Source organism: Alteromonas infernus (assembly GCF_902705815.1).
On record NZ_CACSIG010000086.1, the window covers coordinates 13,566 to 33,830 of the forward strand.

Genomic DNA, 20,265 nt, shown 5'->3' on the forward strand with positions numbered 1-20,265 from the left:
TCCTCCTGATCATAGGGATAGCAATTGAGTAAGCATTTCGTTCCAGCCTTCGGGGCCAGTTAGGGTGCTGGTGTATACCTCTTCTTTTTGTACTTCAGGTGGAGGATTTACCGGAGATAAAATGCGAATAGGAACGTGTGCAGCTTCAAGCATTGCCACGTCATTTTTACCATCGCCAAGGGCGATAGTGTTAACTTTCGTTAAATACTGTTTCTGGTATTCACTCGCCAGCCATTTAAGCGCTTGGCCTTTATCGCAATTACCAGAGATATGAATAAAGCGACCGCCTTCTAAAGGAAACGCGCCTCGGTCTTTAACAATTTTTAAGAAGCGGTGCTTTTCTTCCTCGCTACCTAGCCACAAAACAGGCTCCCCAAATTGACGCTTGGCCGCGAGGGCTGCAGAACGCTCATCTAAGCCAGTGCATTCTTGGATCTCTTCAATAGACATCTTAGAAAACTGCTTATATTTGCCATCGAACTCACTGCCCATTTTCTCAAGCAGTTTAATCCAGTAGTTTTTATTAGAGATAAATGCTTTACACCAATAGCCATCTATCCAAACGGTACCACTGGGCTTTTGCTTAAAAAATCCGTGGGGAATAAAAATAGCCGCGCCATTTTCAATGATGAATGGGCCATCTAAACCAATGCTTTCCCTTAGTGGCTGAAGCTCGGCAAACGTTTTGCTCGTTGTTGGAACAACCGGGATGTCTTTTTCTTCTAACGCTTTTAAAGCCGGTTTCGCCGCCTCGAATGAGTAGGTATGGTGGTCTAACAGCGTGCCGTCCATATCGGTGAAAACAAGCGTTTTCGTCATTGTTTTACGTCCTGTTTAGTAATCGTTCTTGTTTCATCAAGATAAAACACGGTATCGCTCTTTTTAGGCAGTTGGCGAAGGGCGTGTTCGGTAATCCGTTGGTAATGTTGCACAAAGTTTGCCACTTCTTCATCTGACATCACGCCTGTGCTATTTTTTGCGGCTTTTTTAGCGAGTTTATGTTCTTGCTCTAGTCGCCATTGATACACACAATCAAAACTTGGTGCTTTGAGCATAATACGGTAATCGATTTTGGCAAATAACGTTTGGTAATCGCCTGCAAGTTCGGTGTTGACGAAAGAACGCCAAATACCCAGCGGATCTTCAACTTCCTCTAAGTGATTTATAGGGGGCTTCAGTTCGCTTTGTGACTGTGGTGTAGCCCCTACACACCATCCTTCAAGTATGATGAAGTCAGGTGACGACGCTATTACAGGCCATTGTTCAGTAGGGAAGGGGTTGTCGGTTGCTTTGTCAAAGCGGGGAAGCAAGGTGCGTGACCCCGAATCTAAATTACGCAGGGTGTCTAATGCTAACGGTATATTGTGGGTGCCCGGTACGCCGCGAGTTGCGAGCAATGGGTGTACTTTTATCGCTAGTGCATTGCGCTGTGACTGATCAAAATAAAAGTCATCGATAGATAGCGATACCACCTGTTTGCCGTGAACCGATGATAGATAATATTCAATAAAACTGGTCAGCGTAGATTTTCCTGACCCTTGGCTGCCATTTATTCCAACAATAAATGGTTTGGTTGCACCTTCTTGGTGCTTTAGCAGCTGTTCACATAATGGAGTGAACCATTTTTGTGCAGTCTCTGCGTAACTACTTGGCAATTGATGCGTAGTTAAAAAGCCATGTATATCCATGTTGTCACCTCAATCATTGCAGAATTCGCACATTCAACTGGATTGGGGTAACAACAATTATGCCAATAGGTTGGTAAAGACGCTACGCGAGTAACTACTTCTTGTTCGCGACAATGACGGCCCGTTGTGGTGCAGGGTAACCTTCGATGGTGCGAGTAATATCTTCCGGATCGAGAAAATCTTTCAAAGACTGTGTATCCATCCAAGATGTTGAGCGCTGCTCATCTAACGTAGTATGGTTCACATCAACAACGCGAATATTTTCAAAGCCTAATCGGCTAAGCCAAACGGTGAGGGCGTCGGTACTTGGTAAAAACCAAACGTTTCTCATTTGTGCATATCGCTCACCCGCCATAAGCACAGTAGTTTCATCGCCGTCTACGACCAAGGTTTCTAGTATTAATTCGCCGCCTTTACGAAGCTGATCTTTCAGCTGTTGTAAAAATGCCATGGGGTCTTTTCTGTGGTAAAGCACACCCATTGAAAATACGGTATCAAAGGCTTGCAGAGGCTGCATGTCTTCAATTCCCATTGGCAGAAAATGAATATTGTTAGCAGGCCCATAGCTGTTGCGTATAAACTGTTTGATTGCGTGAAATTGAATAAAGAAAAGCTGTGTAGGGTCTACACCAATAACCCTATTTGCGCCTTCGCCCAACATGCGCCACATGTGATAGCCGCTACCACAACCGACGTCTAACACGTTTCGCCCTTTTAGGGAGCTAATATGAGGCGCTACTCGGTCCCATTTCCAGTCAGAACGCCATTCTGTATCTATGTGGATACCGTGCACGTGAAAGGGGCCTTTACGCCATGGCATAAATTGCCTTAAAAGCCCTTCGATTTGTTTTTGAGTATACTCATCCACATCGCTTTTAGCGCCGATGGTAACACTTGTCGAAAGGTCTATTTGCTTTGGCGAGGTATTAGGCAATTTGTTAAGTAATCGGCACCATTTATCGAACTCGCCGTGCTTAGCAGTACGCTGCCAAGTATCCATAAGTGCAGGTAAAGTTTGCAGCCAATGTGCTAATGGGCTGTCAATTAACGACGTGTAGCATTCGTTAAACCAAGTCTGTTCTAGTTTACTCATGGTGTTCTCGATGTGTGCTTTAAGCCGCTAAATCGCGGCGATGAAATAAATTGAAAGGGCTAGGCTTTAATCGCAACCATTGACGTAAAGTTATAGCATTTGTACCACATAACCACGTCGGCAAAGCCTACTTTCTTTAAGCGAGTTTCATGTTCATTAAATGTATCGGTAAGCATTTACTTTTTCAAGTGCTGCGCGCTTTTGGCTCACTTCTAACTCGCTATATCCGTTGTCTCTTTTGAACTGGTGGTGAAGGTCGATAAGCAGTTCATTGCCGGAGCGAGTTGGGTGTTTCACCTTTTCCGACAGCACTAAGATGCCGCCAGGGTTTAAACCTTTATAAATACTGGCAAGTAGCCCTTCGCGATCGGAAGGAGGAATAAACTGTAGCGTAAAGTTCATTACTACCATTGAAGCGTTGTTGATATCTACGTCTTGTGCAAGCCCTTGCTCAATACTTATCGGGTTAGGTAGCGTAAATGTCTGCACAACGCGTCTACAGCGTTCAACCATAGCACTTGAGGCATCTACGCCAATAATCTCACACGTATTAGCACTCACTGCTCGTGACACTGATAAACTCGCCGCACCCAAACTACAACCTAAATCGTAAACCATGGAGTTCGGCGTTACTGATGACTTGGCGAGCTCGCCAATGGTATGAACGATGGTCTCATAGCCTGGAACCGATCTTTGAATCATATCGGGAAACACATCAACCACAGACTCATCAAATTTAAAGTCATCTACTTTATTGAGTGCCTTTGCGTAAATATTGTCGTGCTTCTTCACTGCTGTTCTTCAATTGCCTAATTTGGAGCGCAATTTTACCGTCTGATACGCAAATGCCAATGGAAAACGCTAATTTTGTTAAATTTTGAGTGATTTTTGTGGATTAGGGCTTTTCGTCACTAATCGAAAGTATTAATCTATACTCATAATACAATAAGGAAGCAGTAACGCTAATGACGAGAATTCTAGTAGCAGACGATCACCCATTGTTTCGCGAGGCATTAAGCGGCGCGTTGGAACCTTACTTTGAAAATGCGCAAATAATTCAAGCGGGAAGCTTGGACGATGCATTGGAAAAGCTTAATGAGTTTGACGGTGTTGAACTGGTGCTCCTTGATCTAAATATGCCTGGTGGTGAATATTTCAACGGTTTAATCACGCTTCGAGAACAATACCCGAATATTCCGATTGGTGTTATATCTGGTAGCGACACGGTAGAAGTTGTGGCACAAGTCATGAGTTTAGGGGCGCAAGGTTTTATACCGAAAGTGTCTGAAACGCGTGAAATTGCCCAAGCCATTGTTGATATCATTGGCGGTAAGAAGTGGCTTCCTGAAGGTATGGAAGAAGAACTAGAGAAAGTCGATGACGAGCTTAAAGTGTTGCTCCAACGTTTTCGCGAGTTAACGCCTAAACAAATTCAAGTGCTTTCATATTTGCGTGCTGGTCTAATGAACAAGCAAATTGCACACGAGATGAACGTAACAGAAGCGACAATTAAAGCTCACATAAGCGCAATCTTACGCAAGCTAGAAATTAACACTCGTACTCAAGCGGTATTGTTAATGGATAAGCTTCAGCTCAGCTAAACGCGTTTTGTTTGATAAAAACCGGATTATTCATCCGGTTTTTTCGTTTGTAAAATAACCTCACCACTTTCGGTAACAATGCCCAGTCCTTTGTCGGGCACCTGCTCAAACTTCTTCTTTCGCTTTGACAGTAATAAAGTAGACGGCCTTTTCGTTTCGGCCTCTGGCAAACGCTGTGTATCAGCCAATTTGGTTAAGTATATAGCCCAATATTCTACATGAGGCGTCGAATAGTCTTTGAAGAAAGCAATGCCTATCTGATCTTGTTCTTGATAGAAGGGGAGCTCTCCCAATAAATGCTGACGATGCGATGTAGAGGTTTTAAGTGCATACCATACGTCATCTGCCGTTTTGTAGCCGCCGGCTAAGGCCTCTACTTGATTACTCATAGCGTCGCCATAATACTCAGGCAACGTTAATCCAGCATTGCGGATACGTGTATTAGGGCTTCCACCTAGAAAATGTGATACCAGCCCTCTCTGTGCCATGTCTTTGGCTTTTTCTTCAGCAAGTTCAACAAGCGTAGGGTTGCACGTTAACACTTTTCGTTGCTGTTTCGTGTCCTTAGCAATAAGCAATGAAAGCGCTTGTGCTTGTTTGCTATTACCGCAAGGGGACCCATCAGCAAAACTAAGGGGGGCAAATATGCAAGCGAGGGGAAGTGTGTAATGAAAAAGGCCGCGAGCGCGGCCTTTACGTTTAAACGTTAAACTAAGCAGCTTTACCACCTCGCTTTTTCGCGGCGCTGGTAGAGTTAACTTTAGCGACCAGTTCTTCGTGGTCAAAGTCATCAACGTTGATAGTACGAAGTCTGCCAGCTTCAGTCTTGCGAAGTAGATTCGCTTCTTCTTCGTTAATCACCTCTTCGGCAAGCGCTTCGTCAGCAAGAATATCTAAACGGGTAAATGGAAGCTTAGCTTTCTTATGCTTACAAATACGTTCGAAGATAGGCTCGCTCGCTAATACATCGTCAAGTGTTTGTTCAAGGTCGCCAAATAGGCTGCCTTCTTCGCGCGTCAGGTACTGGCCATACCCTAAGCGGCTACGTGCAGTGGATGGAGTTTGAAGCATTTTAGCAATGGCATGCTCTGTCTTATCCGAGGGCTTGCCAATACGACGGCCAAACGGTATTACCATAACGCGAAGCGCTGCAGCGATAGCACGGTTGGGGAAGTTCGCTAAGAAGTCATCAATAGCCGTTTCAATATCGTGCAACGTGGTTTGCATTGCCCAATGTAGAAGCGGTAAATCTTCTTTCAAACGACCTTCTTCGTCAAAGCGTTTAAGCGTTGTGCTGCCCATGTATAGGCCACTTAAAATGTCGCCTAAACGCGCAGATAGACGCTCGCGGCGTTTAAGATCACCACCCAGTACACCCATAGACACATCGGTAAGTAACGCTAGGTTTGCGCTATACCCTTGAAGAAGTTTGTAATAGCGGGCTGTTTCATCAGTAAACGGTGCACTGCTAAACGCGCCATTGGTTAACGAGAACCAAATACTGCGAACCGTGTTAGCTACAGCAAAGCCGATGTGACCAAATACCGCTTTATCAAACGCTTGTAGTGCTTCTTTCTTATCTTCAATTGAAGCAGCTTCAATTTCTTTAAGTACATAAGGGTGACAGCGCATAGCACCTTGACCAAATATCATCATATTACGGGTTAGAATGTTTGCACCTTCTACCGTAATGGACACTGGCACGCCCTGGTAGCCGCGGCCCAAGTAATTATTTGGCCCAAGCATTACGCCTTTACCGCCGTGAACGTCCATTGAGTCGTTAATGACCTGACGCATTTTTTCGGTAAGGTGGTACTTACAAATTGCAGAGATAACCGACGGCTTCTCGCCAAGGTCTACACCAACCGTTGAGAAACGCGTGACTCCGTCCATTAAGTATGCATTACCGCCAATGCGCGCCAGCATTTCTTCAACCCCCTCCATGTGCCCAACAGGCATACGGAATTGGCGACGAATACGTGCGTATGCACCGGTGGCAAGTGATACTGATTTTGCACCACCAGCAGCTGATGAAGGAAGCGTAATACAGCGACCTACAGACAAGCATTCAACAAGCATACGCCAGCCGCGACCTGCCATTTGCGGGCCACCAATGATGTAGTCGATAGGTACGAAGATATCTTCGCCTTTAATTGGCCCGTTTTGAAATGGCGTATTAAGGGGGAAGTGACGACGCCCAATTTCCAAGCCTTTGGTATCGCGAGGAATAAGTGCGCAGGTGATACCTGGCTCTTTATTATCGCCAAGAAGGCCCTCAGGATCTTGTAGTTTAAAGGCAAGACCAATAACCGTAGCCACAGGCGCAAGCGTAATGTAGCGCTTATTAAACGTTAGGCGCATGCCTAACACTTCTTCACCATTCCATTCGCCTTTACATACCACGCCTACATCCGGGATCGCACCTGCGTCAGAACCCGCTTCAGGGCCTGTTAGTGCAAAACACGGAATTTCTTCACCCGCAGCAAGGCGAGGTAAGTAGTGGTCTTGTTGCTCTTTTGTTCCATAATGTTGAAGCAGCTCGCCCGGGCCCAATGAGTTAGGTACACCAACGGTGCTTGATAAAACAGCACTTACGCCAGCAAGCTTCTGTAGAACACGTGATTGTGCATACGCAGAAAACGCTAAACCACCATATTCTTTCTTGATGATCATAGCAAAGAACTTATGCTCTTTTAAAAACTGCCAAATTTCAGGAGGAAGGTCCGCATCTTTATGGTTAATCTGCCATTCATCAACCATTGAGCACACTTTGTCACATGGGCCGTCTAAGAATGCTTGCTCTTCTGCAGTAAGGCGACCTTTTGGAATGCGGTGAAGCTTATCCCAGTCAGGTTTACCACTAAAGATATCGCCATCCCACCATACGGTACCAGCGTCGATTGCTTCTTGTTCGGTGCTAGACATTTCTGGCATAACTTTGCGATAAAAGGCTAACAGCTTTTTAGAAATGTACTGTTGTCTGATATTGGCAAGGGTGAAAGGAAGCGTTAAGGCAAGAAACACCACCCAACCTAGCAGGCCAATGTCACCAAATAAGGTGCCCAAAATCATTACACCTGCGCCCATGGCAACTGCTGTTACCAAGCTGGTGCGCTGATAGCTAGCAACCGCTAGTGTCAGTACCACCAGTAAAAACCATATAAAATCTGCCATACTTCACTCCTGAAAGGCGTTAAACGTTACACTTATCTGTTTCTCGATACTGTTTTTGCTTAACAAAAAGCACGTTTAGATCGAGGTCAGACCAGCATGCTGTAAACGTATTATTTAATAGGGCAAAGATCAAGATTTTTACATGAATAATCTATTAACAACGTAATAAATAATAGAGCGATACACAGCAATACCTATAAGTATAGACGTTACTTATTGAAAGCATTTACCACGTAAATTAACTCGCTGAAAAACGCGATTATTTAGCGCGTACCGCCCTGTAGGCAAGCAGCAACATTGTGGGGGGAATAGCGATAAAAAAAGCACGCCATTAGCGTGCTTTTTTGAGGAATTTAACAAAGCGTTAAAAAACTACTGCATTTGAAAAGATTTGAGCTTAATGTCGCCTTGCTCATCGCCTTCTTTAAACTGCTGTAGCCGAACTAATGTGTAGTTCAATGAAGGGGCAAACCACGCGAAGGTTTCTCGTTTTTTCGAGTCCCGTATGAGTTTTACTTTTACAGCTTCAATTTTACCGTAAGGCAGAGAAAGCACTTCTTCATCGATAACTTGTACGCCGTAGTGTCTAAGTTGACCACGGTAATTAACGAAGTCATAGTCCAAAGAGGTCTCGCCTTTTGCTAATTGCTTAGCAAGGTCAATGCGATAAATTTGATTGTCAAATTCACCGTTCCATTTAAAGGTATCCCCATTATCTACGGAGATTTTACCTTCGCCCTGTTGACTGAACGTGACTTTAAGTTCTTTATCTGGGCCCGTACCCGATCGGTTATAGTAGTACTCAGAAGGTACTACCGTGTTGTCATCCACAAAGAAGATAGAATGCTCACTACGTTCGTCGGACAAAAAGAACTTAGAAACCTTAGAGGTGTAAATCATCGAGTACTGTTGGTTGCCCAATTCAGTAAGCTCTATGTTCGCTTCACCTACATCATCACCCCATTTATAGGCGGTGTACGTGGCCTTGTAAGGCTGAAGGGGCAGTTGCGCGCTAGTATCAGCTTGCGCTTCACATGAAAGCGAAATCGCTAACAGTGCGCCTACCGCGAAAGGCTTAGTCGTTTGCATAACCAGATTCTGGAAGTTCTTGCTCATCTAAAACTGCCTTATTGTTTCGCATTGAAAGCCGACCTGCGCTAAACCAAGAAAGCACAAGAGGGTAGATGCGACGTTCCTGTTCTTGAACACGCTCGGCCAAGTCGCTTGGAGTATCCTCTTCAAATACAGGTACACGACTTTGAATAATAACGGGGCCGCCGTCGAGCTCTGGCGTAACAAAGTGCACACTTACACCGTGCTCTTTGTCACCGTTGTCAATAGCCCGTTGGTGCGTATTCAAACCTTTGTACTTTGGCAACAAAGAGGGATGAATGTTCACTAATTTTCCAGTAAAACTATCAACAAACTCAGGCGTTAAAATACGCATAAAGCCCGCAAGCACTACGCAGTCGGCACCGAACGCATTAATTTGCGATTTTAGTGCTTCATCATAGGAAGCGCGATCATCATATTCCATATGATCCAAACAAACGGCTTCTATACCTGCTTCTCTCGCTCGTTCAAGGCCATAAGCATTTGGCCGGTTGCTAATAACGCCAGTAATTTGCGCGTTAAGACGGCCTGCTTGTACTGCGTCGATAATAGCCTGCAAATTACTACCGTTCCCGGAAATAAGTACGCAAAGTTTAGTTACACGAGTACTCACGCGTTGATCTCTACTTGTTCTTCGCCATCTTTAGACGCGATATCGCCAATTACCCACGCATTTTCACCGTGTTGTTTTAGAATGTTTACCGCTTGTTCTGTATCGGCATCATCAACTACGATAACTAAGCCAACACCACAGTTAAAGGTGCGGTACATTTCATGGCGGGTAACGTTGCCGTTTTCTTGTAACCAAGAGAAGACCGCTGGCCATTCCCATGATTTTTCGTCAATGACTACTTTTGCATCCTCAGGTAGAACCCGTGGAATATTTTCCCAGAAACCGCCGCCGGTGATATGAGAAATAGCGCTCACTTGCACTTCTTCTAACAGCGCTAGTACTGACTTCACGTAAATACGTGTAGGCTCTAACAACTGGTCGATGATAGGCTTACCGTTAAGCTCTGCGTTTACATCAGCACCACTCACTTCGATAATTTTTCTTACTAATGAATAGCCATTAGAGTGCGGGCCAGATGAGCCAAGGGCGATAAGTTTCTGACCAGGCTTAACGTTAGTACCGTCAATGACGTTGTCAGCTTCAACGACACCTACACAAAAACCGGCAATGTCGTAGTCGCCGTCGTGGTACATGCCCGGCATTTCAGCAGTTTCACCACCAATCAGTGCACAGCCCGCTTGTTCGCAGCCTGCGCCAATACCAGTAACCACTGAAGCAGCAACATCAACATCAAGTTTTCCTGTTGCATAGTAGTCTAAGAAGAATAGGGGCTCTGCGCCTTGTACAATAAGGTCGTTTACACACATTGCGACTAAATCGATGCCCACACCGTCGTGACGGTTAGCATCCATAGCTACTCTTAGTTTTGTACCCACGCCATCCGTACCTGAAACAAGTAGCGGCTTTTTATATTTGGTAGGCAGTTCGCAAAGTGCACCAAATCCACCCAAATTGCCTTTCACTTCAGGTCTATGGGTTTTCTTGGTAACAGATTTTATGCGTTCAACAAGTTGATTACCTGCATCGATATCTACGCCTGCATCTTTGTAACTTAAAGAGGTTTTATTTTCGCTCACGGTTGGGCCCTGAAACTAAGAGGTAGAAAACCGCGGATTCTACCAGCAAGTCGTCACAAGTCCAATTTGTGACGGCTATTTTATGCGCTTTTTGATCTTTTTTATTTTATGGGTGAAATTAAACCGAATATAAAAGACAATAGAAGGCTATCTTTTGGTGAACAACTTACTTAATAAAATGTCTCGCGCTAAGAGTAGAGAAAATAGTGTGCTTGTTTGATGTTTTGTCTGCGTCTTTCGCAACAATAAATCGGCGTAGCAATTCGATGGGTAAGGAATTGATTTTAAAGAGTATGGAGTGTCAATGTTAACCGCAGTAAAGCGTAACACCAAGAAAGCAAATACCAAGGGGCGACGTCTCACACCCGCTATAGGGCTTTCACTAATAGCATTGCTAAACTATTCTGCGTTTACCTTTGCTGCCCAGCGGGTTGTCGTCAGCGAAGCGCACATTCAAGTAGATGATCAATCTCAACGTACCCAGCAAGCTGCGCTTAAAAAACGCGCTTCGCCAAGTTTTTATAAAGATGTCTGGCAGTACCCATGTTTTAGATAATGCAGGGGTGAGAGCCGCACTTAGTTCTCCTCAATCTTTGCTTCGCTCATACCGGTTTGCCTACGAAAATGGTCAAACTTATTACGTTGCTGAGTTCGACCAAGCTAAACTTAACGAGATACTGCAACGCGAAATGCTCCCACTATGGGGTGACAGGCGACCCGAAACTATTGTTTGGCTTGTTGAAGAGGGCGAGAATGAAACCCGGTCTATACTCGATGAGTCAGTAAATACAGAACTACAACTGGCGCTTAAAAAAACGGCAAAAGAGCGCGGCGTGCCGTTAAGCTTACCTTTAATGGACCTTACCGATAACGTAAATATTTCTACGTATGATGTATGGGGGCGGTTTGTTGAGCCTTTGCGTCAGGCTTCTGTACGTTACAATATCGATAATATTATCGGCGCACGTGTTTATCCGAACGACCCTAGCGCCATCCCTGATTTGCCGGAAAACGCGGTGCCTTCTGGTACAGTCGAGTCGTTAGACGATGTGCTTAGCAAAGAAAGTCAGGACACCATGTCGGAAATGGGCGCTGACGCCACTGTCACCGGTGATAGCGCAGAAGGTGAGGCCCAGAGCGAAGTGAATGGCGACGACACAGAGAGCAACGGTAACGTGAGCAATAGCGAGCAAGCGTTTGATGCAGCTCTAAACAACCGTGATGATAGCGCGGTACCATTTACCATGAACGAATTTGCCGATTACGCTAAACGCGCTGATGAAGGAAAATATGCATTAGATTGGGTGTTCGTTGGTGGCGGCAAGGTCAGCTACGGCAGTATTTATGGTGATTCACCACAGGCTTTGGGTAAACAGCTCATTGATGCCTATTCAAATTACTTATCGTCGCTGTATGCTGTTGTTGGAATTGAGGTTTCAGAACGAGAAGTGATTACGGTATCAATTGCAAACATCGGTTCAATAAACAGCTATGCGAGTGCTACAGACTACCTTAATAGCTTAAGCGTCATTGAGAGTGCTACGTTAGTAGAACAATCGGGTACAGTGGCTACTTACTCGTTAACTTTGGTAGGAACGGTTGATGATTTACTTAATAGCATCCAGTTGGAAGGTCGGTTACGTTCAGTTACCGACGCTTACGGGCAAACCGTAAAAGGGCATAGTTTCTATTGGAGCAATTAATTTAACATGCAACTGCCTTTGCCTATAACGTTACCCGTAGACGAAAACTTCGATAGTTTCGTAAATAAGGGTAATGAAGAAGTCGTATCAATTCTCAGGCAAATTGCAGAAGCGTTGCCATATTGGCGAGAGGCCCCCGCATTGGGGCCGTTGTCTTCACTACAGCTTCCCCTTGTTACTTTGCTAGGCAATAGCGCAATTGGTAAGAGCCACTTATTATTTGCTACTTGTCATCAATTGGCGGGTAAGTCTGTAAGCCACCTGTATCTTAATTTAAACGACTACCAGGCGTGGTCGTTAGACATTTTCGAAGGCCTTGAAAACCTTTCACTGATAGCGTTGGACAATATCCACGCCATTGCAGGCAATGTGCAGTGGGAAGAAGCGTTATTTGACCTTTTTAACCGTGTTATTGAGACCAAGCGCGCGTTGATCATTTGCACCAGTCACCTTGGGCCATCGAACCCGGCGTTTACGTTGCCTGACTTGCGCTCGCGATTAGCGTGGGGTGTGATTTACCATGTAAATCAATTAGATGATGGTGGGCGTGAAGAAGCCGTTCGGCTGCGTGCTGAAGAGCGCGGGTTAACCCTTTCAAACCAAGCCTTACAGTTTCTCTTACACCATAGCGAACGAGACTTGAAAAGCTTGATGTCGTTACTTGCAAGGTTAGATACACGTTCGCTGCAAGAGCAAAAGAGACTATCAGTAGCCATGGTAAAACGTGAACTTAACTTAGGTTAAGAAAACGCCGTCGCTAGAGCCAACGCCTCCACATATACATATTGCAACTAACGCTATCGTCACAAAAATGGCTAAATGCTTGGGCTAGCGACGTGCCCTTGTCACCTTTTAATAAAGGTTTTTTTTCTTGGTATGTTACTTATTACTGCAGGCTTTTTACTGCTGATTTTGCTCGAAACGGGCCTTTTCTTCTTTCATTTCTTCTTTTAGCTTTTTCAAGCCTAACCCTAATTCTCGACCTCGTTTCCTTGCAAAGGCACTGCAACCTACGAACATTCCCGTACATAAAATGATTTCAACCACAGCGTACCAACGTTCTGCCGGCACGGCGTACGCTACGGTGCAACCATGAATGAGATAGAACAAGACAACGAAATTCGCCCAGGCGTGGGTGTAAGGCTTGCCCTTGAGTATGCCCCAATAGGGTAGCAATAAAGGTAAAATATAAAACAGGGCAATAAAAATCGGCGAATACGTATGTGCTTTAGTAAAGGTAAATTGCCATAATGTTATCCAAATAATTAGCCCTGTGTGGCTAAGAAGTGCGAGATAGCGAAAAAAGCGCGTATCTGATGACATGTTAATTCTCCGATGAGATCGTGTTTTTAAATGTAAAACGTAAGTGTTTGCGTTTTTCCAAAGCGTCTTTTTCAGCGTCGTACGTGACAGCGTTACCGTTCTTCTTTTAGCTTTTCAGCCAATCTAGCTAACCGTTTACCTTGGGCAAAACAGAGCGCTCTTTCATCATCACTGAGTTGCTCTGGCGAAGCATGGCTATGATGCGCAACGTGAGTTACCCCATAGGGGCTGCCTCCAGTCATCGTATTGTGCAATTCAGGTTCGCTGTAGGGCAATCCGCATATAACCATGCCGTGATGCATAAGCGGTAGCATCATCGAGAGTAGCGTCGACTCCTGACCACCGTGCATCGATGACGAGGATGTAAACACACAGGCTGGCTTGTTAATTAACGCGCCTTTAAGCCATTGACTGCTCGTAGAATCTAAAAAGTGTTTAACGGACGCGGCCATATTGCCAAAGCGAGTAGGGCTGCCTAATGCTAAACCACTGCATTGCTCTAATTCCTGAGCGGTCACCACGGGTACCTCTGCTGAGGCGTTGTCAGGCGAAGCTTCGCCGTCTGTCTCGCTAATACTTTTCACCGTGCGCACGATCACCGGTACATTTTGAGATGAAACCCCTTGCGCAATAGCATCGGCTAAGCGCTTGGTGCTTCCGTGGCGGCTGTAATAGAGTACGAGAACAGGTTGCACTATAGTATTTCCAACACCGATTCAGGTGGGCGCCCAATTCGCGCACTATCACCTTTTATAACGATAGGGCGTTCGATGAGCTTTGGCGTTGCTTCCATCGCGTTAAACAGGTCGTCATCAGACAGTGTTTCATCGCCTAAATTGGCGTCTTTATATTCGTTTTCCTTTGTACGCATCATCTCTCTAACCGATTCAACGTTAAGTTTTTTAAATATGTCTTTAAGCGCTGAGGCGTTGAGAGGCTCTTTTAGATACTGAACAACCACGGGCGATAACCCTTTTTCTTCTAGCAGCGCTAGTGTCTGTCTGCTTTTAGAACAGCGAGGATTGTGAATTATAGTAATGTCTGTCATAAGCGACCTCATTGCATAGTTTTTTCAATTGGCGCGAACTATTGCGTTTTTGGTTTCTAATATCAAGCAGTTTACCGATAACTGCCAGAAAATTGGCCAATAACTAATGTTTAATGTAATTCAATCCATATGAAATCGCGGTTTCCCGTCGCACTAAATTAGCTTAGAGTAAGCAAAGTGGCATATGAAATGTGTGTGAAATGATTAAATTACGCTGTTACACAATGCAGTGCTAGAGCGCAAATATAGAGGAACGCAATGGGGTTATTAAAAGCAAAGGCCAATACAAACAAACTAAAGCCGCTTTTAACTCTGCTGTTATTAGTGACGGCGGCCATGGGCGGGGTTTTTACGTATCAGCACCTTCAGCATGATTTTGAAACCTTAGAAGGGCGAACATATAGCTGGAGCACACTAAAAGGCCAGTGGGTTGTAGTAAACTATTTCGCTCCTTGGTGCGCACCGTGTCTACGAGAAATGCCGGAACTTGCTAAATTTAATGCATCACTGCCAAGCAATACTAAGCTCTTCGCTGTTAACTACGACCTGAAAACACTCTCTGAGCTAAAAGAGATGACAGAAAAATATAATATTACCATTCCGGTTATAGTGAGTTCACAGAGTACGGCGCTTCCTATGGAGAAACCGCCCTATTTGCCGGCCACTTTTATTATAGGGCCAGAGGGGAAGGTCGTTGACACTATAATGGGTGAATTAACCGCTGCGCATTTAACTCAGCGCCTTCAAGCTTTAAGGCGCGAGTAAATAAAAGAAAGCATTCTACAGGCGTTCTAGCCGTTCTTCTTGATCTCTAAATTGCTTTATTCTTGCTCTAATTCTTTGCTTTATTAAATGATCATCGCCGGCGAAGTTGTAGGCATACTGTAACTCATCTACGGCGCGGTTGTAGGCGCCATAAAGCGCATAGACTTCCGCTTTGCTTTGATGCATTTGTGAAAAGCGCTTCGATTTTTGATATGCCTCACTCATTAACTGATGAGCAATTTGATAATCCTTTTTAACCAGTAAAAAGTCTTTTAACAGCGAAATCGCTTCATCGTAATTTTGAGCACTGATGTAGGCATTCGCTTGGTTAAGTGCTAAAACTTGATTTCTTGGGTTATGCGTAACATGTGGTTTGAGCAAGTTAACCGCTTTAAGTGGCTCGCCAAGCGAAATATAAATGTCTGTCATTGCATCAAGATAAAAGAGGTTGCTGCTGTCACCTGCAATAAGTTCGTCCATGATTTTTTTGGCTTTTTCAGTTTTATCATCGCGCATATACGCCAGTGCCAATCCATAAAGCGACGCTTCTTTACTGCGCTGAACATTTTGTTCGACTGCTGCCTCATAGTATTCCACTGCGTAGTCAGGCTCAAAGGAATAACGCGCTTTTATGCGCGCCTTAGCAAGCTCAAACTGTTTATTAATGGGCAAATAACGGCGCGGATAATCGCCGGCACGGTTTCTCGCATCTGCGATACGACTTTCTGTTAATGGGTGAGTTAATAAGCGCGCTGGCGGACGTGAAACCATGCGATACTCTTCTGCCATGGTTGAGAAAAAAGACGCTGCAGCGTTGGGATCAAAACCTGCGCGCGCCAACATAGCTATACCAATGCGGTCGGCTTCTTGTTCGTTAGAGCGGGTATAGTCTATTTGTAGCTGAGCGGATGCAGCAGACCCTGCTTGCATAGCCGCGATACCCGCTTCAGGGTTGGCCATAGCAATAAGTACGCCGCCAATGAGTGAAGCTAATGCCAAGGGAGACGAGCGCTGCTGCGCCTGCATGCGCCTGGCAATGTGACGCTGTGTCACGTGAGAGATTTCGTGAGCCAGTACTGAAGCTAATTCACTTTCACTCTCAGCTCGGCGCATAAGCCCCGTGTGAACACCAATATGACCGCCGAAAAAAGCGAAGGCATTAATGGCATCGTTATTCACCCAAAAGAATTCAAAGGGAAACTTTGCATTATCGGCATGAACCACAAGACGATTACCTACGTCCTGCAGATATTCGTCAAGCAGGGGATCGGAAATAACGGGGCTTTGACCGCGCATTTGGCGCATAACCGCATCACCGACGATCATTTCCTTGTCTAGCGATATTGCATCTGAGGCAACCACACCAATTTCAGGCAATGCGTTTTTATTACTGTAATTGGCATCTTGCGCTACAGCTGTAATGCTCGAAGTGAGCACGAAGGAGAGGGCAACTAAAGATGCTGAAAACTTTTTTCTCATGAACCTACAATCGTTGTACATGTTTAATAATGCATAACGCTTAGAGCGCTAAGTTGCTAAACAGTTTCAAATTTTATTTTTTTCTTATGTGTATGCGTTTCGAATGGATATAATGCCGAAGTCGATGCACATATACTACGCTTTTTGGTACAAACTCACTTACCGTAGCGTAAATCAACTAATGATAAGAAAACAATCTGTCACTTAATATACTGTAAAAACATCATACCAGTTTGATTTTCAAAGATTCTTAAGTGCTACTTATTGCTAATTGCTAGCGCTATCAACTATGATGCGTGTCCTATTCTTAGTAATTTCTGGGCGTTTTTATGTTTAGCGTTTTTGGTCGATGGTACCGACGCAAATTTTCCGATCCTGATGCAGCAATGCTGCTTATTCTTATTCTTCTGACTACCGCAGTGCTTTTACTGTGGGGCGAATTAATTATGCCAGTACTCGTAGCTGCGGTCATTGCGTATCTACTCGATTGGCCGGTGTGTCGCTTGGTTAATGTTGGGCTTGGGAGAACGATAGCCTGTGGTATTGTCATGGTTGGCTTTATCACTATCACAATTCTAACGCTTGTGGGTTTGGTACCCATAATTTCAAAGCAAAGCGTTAACCTCATTCAGGAAACCCCGCTTATCTGGCAAAAAGCCCAAGAGTGGATTTTAACGCTGCCAGACAAGTACCCAGACTATGTGCAGGTATATCAAATACATCAAATGATGGAAGGGATTAACGAGAAGCTTGTTGAAGTGGGTGAAACCCTGATTTCTGCCTCATTTAGTAACATTGCAAATCTAGCAGCGCTACTTGTATATGTCATTCTGGTACCGTTAATGGTGTTCTTTATGTTAAAAGATAAGCTGTTTTTTTTAGACAGCATCTCTCGTCTTTTGCCTAAAGAGCGTCGTCTTATTACCCAGGTAGGGCATGAAATGAATTCTCAAATTGCGAACTATATTCGCGGTAAGGTTATTGAGATTATTATCGTTGGTGTGGTGAGTTGCGTAACATTTGTACTGATGGATTTACGCTACGCCATTTTACTCGGCGTGCTGGTGGGGTTTTCAGTACTTATTCCTTATATTGGCGCAGCGGTGGTAACGATACCTGTTGCCGTTGTTGCAATGTTTCAGTGGGGGATATCGCCTGAGTTTTGGTATCTCATGATAGCTTACGGCATTATACAAGCCCTTGATGGTAACTTGTTAGTCCCTTTACTTTTCTCTGAAGCCGTAAGCTTGCACCCACTTTATATCATTGTTGCTGTATTGGTCTTTGGCGGCCTTTGGGGGTTCTGGGGGGTATTTTTCGCCATACCGCTGGCAACCTTGGTAAAAGCTGTGGTTACTGCGTGGTCTAGCAACCCTGTGGTAATCCCAGAAGAAGCGAAATAAACGACTTACTGATGAACTAGCCGTGTAACTGCGCTGGGTTGTGGTAGCACAATAGTCGTTATGACTTCAAAGACCCTAAAAGAAAAGCCCCGGAAAGTTTACCTTTTCGGGGCTTTTGATATTTAACGATTCAATTTAAAATTGAAACGCAGTATTAGCTGTTCAAATAGTCCAACACAACCGTGTGATGTTCTTTGGTTTTGAACTTATTAAACACATGCTCAACAACGCCGTTTTCGTCGATAAGAAAAGTGAGGCGATGAATGCCGTCGTACTCTTTGCCCATAAACTTCTTAGGCCCCCACACGCCAAATGCATCCGCCACCGCGTGGTCTTCATCTGACAGCAAGGTGAAGTTGAGGTTTTCTTTCTCAATGAACTTCGGCAAACGCTTTACCGCATCGGGGCTGATACCTAATACAACTACGTTTTTCTCTTTTAGTTCGTCGTTTACATCCCGCAAGCCTTGTGCCTGAACAGTACAGCCGGGCGTCATTGCTTTAGGGTAAAAATAAACGAGGACTTTTTTACCTGCGTAGTCTGAGAGCGATACGGTTTGATCATCTTGGTTCTGCAATGAGAATTGCGGCGCTTTATCACCAGCTTGTAACGTTTTCATTGGGATCCTTTTTTTGTGTGTCTTGTACTTTACCTGTCACATTTAACGAAGTGAACAGGGCCATTAGATCAGATTCTAAGTCATCTACATTTTCATTCGGCGGAAGCGAAACAACGAATTTGCACTGCATGTTGTCTTTGCCCGTGGCTTTATCTTTATACGTGCGCTGCCTGAATGCACTTAACATAGCTTGCCGCTCTGCAAAAAAGCCCGTTACCGCTTTAATCAACCCAGCGGCGTCTTCGCCACTGAATTCGACATTAAAAAGGTGGGCAAGATTTTGCTTTTCATGATGGCTCGTGCGTTTCATCATGGATAATAAATCTAGACGTTGAAACAAAGCGGGTAAAATGCACTCTGCCTTTGTTATAGCGCTTTGCGTACCTTCAATGATCATGGTCAAAGAAAACTCCTTGCCATAGATGGCTTGCCTACTATCAAGAATATTGCACTGGGCTTCAGATACCGTGGTGGCAATTTCGCTCAATATGCCACTGTTGTCTGTACCTAGTATGGTCACGATAAGTTGGTGTTTCGGCATCTACTTCACTTCAATGGTAACGATGTCGGGATGTTAGCACAGAGTTTTTTTTAAAGTCAGCGCCTTTTTCTTGCCTTTGAATAAGATATTGTCAAATTCTTGTCATTTTACATGCGCTATTACTTGTGTTTAAGCACTGACATATTTACCATGTGCGCTCACATTTTGCGGAGAGATTATGTTTACTGGTAGTTACGTAGCACTCGTCACGCCGATGTTCGAAAACGGCGATATTGATTACAAGTCTTTAGAGAAACTTGTGAAGTTTCATGTAGAGCAGGGCACCCACGGTATAGTGTCGGTTGGAACTACTGGTGAGTCAGCAACCCTACCGTTTGATGAGCACATTAACGTGGTCAAAGAAACAGTAGCTATGGCATCGGGCGCGATCCCGGTGATAGCAGGCAGCGGAGCAAACTCTACTGCAGAGGCCATTTTTCTTACTGAGCAACTCGGCTCAACGGGTATCAACGGCTTTTTAAGCGTGGTGCCTTATTATAACAAGCCTCAACAGGCTGGTATGGTTGCACACTTTAACGCAATTGCAGATGCCAGCGATCTTCCGGTTATTCTTTACAATGTGCCTGGGCGTACAGTTGCAGACATGTTACCTGAAACCGTAGCAGAGCTTGCCACACATAAGAATATAGTTGGTCTTAAAGACGCCACCGGCGATATTGCGCGATTAAAAGCAACACAGCCCCTTGTTCCAGAAGACTTTGTAATTCTTAGTGGTGATGATGGCACTAGCTGTGAGTTTATGTGCGAAGGCGGACATGGCGTTATCTCTGTAACCGCCAATATCGTGCCTAAAGCAATTGCACAAATGTGCGAAACTGCACTGAACAAAGAATTTGATAAGTGTCGTGACATTGATGCGTCTATTAAGCTGCTTCACGACGAGCTATTTATAGAGCCAAATCCAGTAATGCCAAAGTGGGCATTATATAAAATGGGCATGATGGAAAGCGCTGTTATGCGATTACCTATGGTTTTACCGGAACTATCAAGCCAAAAACGTATCGAAGAACTACTAAAAAAATACGCATTGATTTCTGGTTAATA

General features: G+C 44.6%; 19 protein-coding genes and 2 pseudogenes. 6 read left to right on the forward strand and 15 right to left on the reverse strand.

Annotation, left to right across the window (positions count from 1 at the left end):
- Positions 1 to 9: 9 nt before the first annotated feature.
- The 4 genes and pseudogenes from ACX5J7_RS19445 to cmoA all read right to left on the reverse strand — a co-directional run bounded on the left by ACX5J7_RS19445 (position 10) and on the right by cmoA (position 3,573).
- Positions 10 to 819 (reverse strand): HAD-IIB family hydrolase, encoded by an 810-nt coding sequence (locus ACX5J7_RS19445; RefSeq protein ID WP_012518646.1) that lies wholly within the window; start codon positions 817 to 819, stop codon positions 10 to 12.
- Positions 816 to 1,688: a kinase gene (locus ACX5J7_RS19450; RefSeq protein WP_071968905.1), complete on the reverse strand. Its 873-nt coding sequence runs from the start codon at positions 1,686 to 1,688 to the stop codon at positions 816 to 818. Before ACX5J7_RS19450 ends, ACX5J7_RS19445 begins: the two co-directional genes overlap by 4 nt.
- A 94-nt stretch (positions 1,689 to 1,782) precedes the next feature.
- Positions 1,783 to 2,781: a tRNA 5-methoxyuridine(34)/uridine 5-oxyacetic acid(34) synthase CmoB gene (gene cmoB, locus ACX5J7_RS19455; protein WP_024016393.1), complete on the reverse strand. Its 999-nt coding sequence runs from the start codon at positions 2,779 to 2,781 to the stop codon at positions 1,783 to 1,785.
- 59 nt (positions 2,782 to 2,840) lie between these two features.
- A pseudogene (gene cmoA / locus ACX5J7_RS19460) lies at positions 2,841 to 3,573 on the reverse strand (carboxy-S-adenosyl-L-methionine synthase CmoA).
- Positions 3,574 to 3,746: 173 nt separating this feature from the next.
- Here cmoA and ACX5J7_RS19465 point away from each other — a divergent pair.
- Complete coding sequence (locus tag ACX5J7_RS19465; protein ID WP_015067347.1) at positions 3,747 to 4,382, forward strand: response regulator transcription factor; 636 nt, start codon at positions 3,747 to 3,749, stop codon at positions 4,380 to 4,382.
- Positions 4,383 to 4,408: 26 nt separating this feature from the next.
- Here ACX5J7_RS19465 and ACX5J7_RS19470 read toward each other — a convergent pair whose 3' ends face one another.
- The 5 genes from ACX5J7_RS19470 to purM all read right to left on the reverse strand — a co-directional run bounded on the left by ACX5J7_RS19470 (position 4,409) and on the right by purM (position 10,319).
- Positions 4,409 to 4,924, reverse strand: a complete 516-nt coding sequence (locus ACX5J7_RS19470; protein WP_231125021.1) for a CAP domain-containing protein — start codon at positions 4,922 to 4,924, stop codon at positions 4,409 to 4,411.
- 169 nt (positions 4,925 to 5,093) lie between these two features.
- On the reverse strand, positions 5,094 to 7,556 hold the full coding sequence (gene fadE / locus ACX5J7_RS19475) for an acyl-CoA dehydrogenase FadE (protein WP_024016391.1): 2,463 nt from the start codon (positions 7,554 to 7,556) through the stop codon (positions 5,094 to 5,096).
- A gap of 372 nt (positions 7,557 to 7,928) precedes the next feature.
- Positions 7,929 to 8,672: a DUF3108 domain-containing protein gene (locus tag ACX5J7_RS19480; protein ID WP_012518639.1), complete on the reverse strand. Its 744-nt coding sequence runs from the start codon at positions 8,670 to 8,672 to the stop codon at positions 7,929 to 7,931.
- Complete coding sequence (purN, locus tag ACX5J7_RS19485; RefSeq protein WP_012518638.1) at positions 8,632 to 9,282, reverse strand: phosphoribosylglycinamide formyltransferase; 651 nt, start codon at positions 9,280 to 9,282, stop codon at positions 8,632 to 8,634. The genes ACX5J7_RS19480 and purN overlap by 41 nt, the downstream gene beginning before the upstream one ends.
- Positions 9,279 to 10,319, reverse strand: a complete 1,041-nt coding sequence (gene purM / locus ACX5J7_RS19490) for a phosphoribosylformylglycinamidine cyclo-ligase (protein WP_012518637.1) — start codon at positions 10,317 to 10,319, stop codon at positions 9,279 to 9,281. The genes purN and purM overlap by 4 nt, the downstream gene beginning before the upstream one ends.
- A gap of 304 nt (positions 10,320 to 10,623) precedes the next feature.
- Here purM and ACX5J7_RS19495 point away from each other — a divergent pair.
- Together ACX5J7_RS19495 and hda are read left to right on the forward strand one after the other, a co-directional pair.
- A pseudogene (locus tag ACX5J7_RS19495) lies at positions 10,624 to 12,022 on the forward strand (DUF2066 domain-containing protein).
- A gap of 6 nt (positions 12,023 to 12,028) precedes the next feature.
- Positions 12,029 to 12,766 (forward strand): DnaA regulatory inactivator Hda, encoded by a 738-nt coding sequence (gene hda / locus ACX5J7_RS19500; protein WP_498707930.1) that lies wholly within the window; start codon positions 12,029 to 12,031, stop codon positions 12,764 to 12,766.
- A 156-nt stretch (positions 12,767 to 12,922) separates the two neighbouring features.
- Here hda and ACX5J7_RS19505 read toward each other — a convergent pair whose 3' ends face one another.
- From ACX5J7_RS19505 to arsC, 3 genes are all read right to left on the reverse strand, one after another.
- Positions 12,923 to 13,345, reverse strand: coding sequence for a DUF2069 domain-containing protein (locus ACX5J7_RS19505; RefSeq protein ID WP_012518634.1), 423 nt, complete (start codon positions 13,343 to 13,345; stop codon positions 12,923 to 12,925).
- Between the two features lie 92 nt (positions 13,346 to 13,437).
- Entirely contained in the window at positions 13,438 to 14,040 is a 603-nt protein-coding gene (gene wrbA / locus ACX5J7_RS19510) for an NAD(P)H:quinone oxidoreductase (protein ID WP_015067340.1), read from the reverse strand.
- Positions 14,040 to 14,393 (reverse strand): arsenate reductase (glutaredoxin), encoded by a 354-nt coding sequence (gene arsC, locus ACX5J7_RS19515; RefSeq protein ID WP_012518632.1) that lies wholly within the window; start codon positions 14,391 to 14,393, stop codon positions 14,040 to 14,042. The genes wrbA and arsC overlap by 1 nt, the downstream gene beginning before the upstream one ends.
- Before the next feature lie 258 nt (positions 14,394 to 14,651).
- Between arsC and ACX5J7_RS19520 the strand changes: the two genes are divergently transcribed.
- Complete coding sequence (locus ACX5J7_RS19520; RefSeq protein ID WP_462835817.1) at positions 14,652 to 15,158, forward strand: TlpA family protein disulfide reductase; 507 nt, start codon at positions 14,652 to 14,654, stop codon at positions 15,156 to 15,158.
- Between the two features lie 15 nt (positions 15,159 to 15,173).
- Here ACX5J7_RS19520 and bepA read toward each other — a convergent pair whose 3' ends face one another.
- Positions 15,174 to 16,637, reverse strand: a complete 1,464-nt coding sequence (gene bepA, locus ACX5J7_RS19525; RefSeq protein WP_498707931.1) for a beta-barrel assembly-enhancing protease — start codon at positions 16,635 to 16,637, stop codon at positions 15,174 to 15,176.
- Positions 16,638 to 16,966: 329 nt separating this feature from the next.
- Here bepA and ACX5J7_RS19530 point away from each other — a divergent pair, with 329 nt between their 5' ends.
- Entirely contained in the window at positions 16,967 to 18,040 is a 1,074-nt protein-coding gene (locus ACX5J7_RS19530) for an AI-2E family transporter (RefSeq protein WP_015067336.1), read from the forward strand.
- Positions 18,041 to 18,194: 154 nt separating this feature from the next.
- Here ACX5J7_RS19530 and bcp read toward each other — a convergent pair whose 3' ends face one another.
- Both bcp and ACX5J7_RS19540 read right to left on the reverse strand, forming a co-directional pair.
- Complete coding sequence (gene bcp, locus ACX5J7_RS19535; RefSeq protein ID WP_012518628.1) at positions 18,195 to 18,659, reverse strand: thioredoxin-dependent thiol peroxidase; 465 nt, start codon at positions 18,657 to 18,659, stop codon at positions 18,195 to 18,197.
- The gene (locus ACX5J7_RS19540; protein WP_012518627.1) at positions 18,637 to 19,200 is read right to left on the reverse strand and encodes a glycine cleavage system transcriptional repressor; all 564 of its coding nucleotides are present in this window, start codon (positions 19,198 to 19,200) and stop codon (positions 18,637 to 18,639) included. Before ACX5J7_RS19540 ends, bcp begins: the two co-directional genes overlap by 23 nt.
- 178 nt (positions 19,201 to 19,378) lie before the next feature.
- Here ACX5J7_RS19540 and dapA point away from each other — a divergent pair, with 178 nt between their 5' ends.
- The gene (dapA, locus tag ACX5J7_RS19545; protein WP_015067334.1) at positions 19,379 to 20,263 is read left to right on the forward strand and encodes a 4-hydroxy-tetrahydrodipicolinate synthase; all 885 of its coding nucleotides are present in this window, start codon (positions 19,379 to 19,381) and stop codon (positions 20,261 to 20,263) included.
- Positions 20,264 to 20,265: the final 2 nt, after the last annotated feature.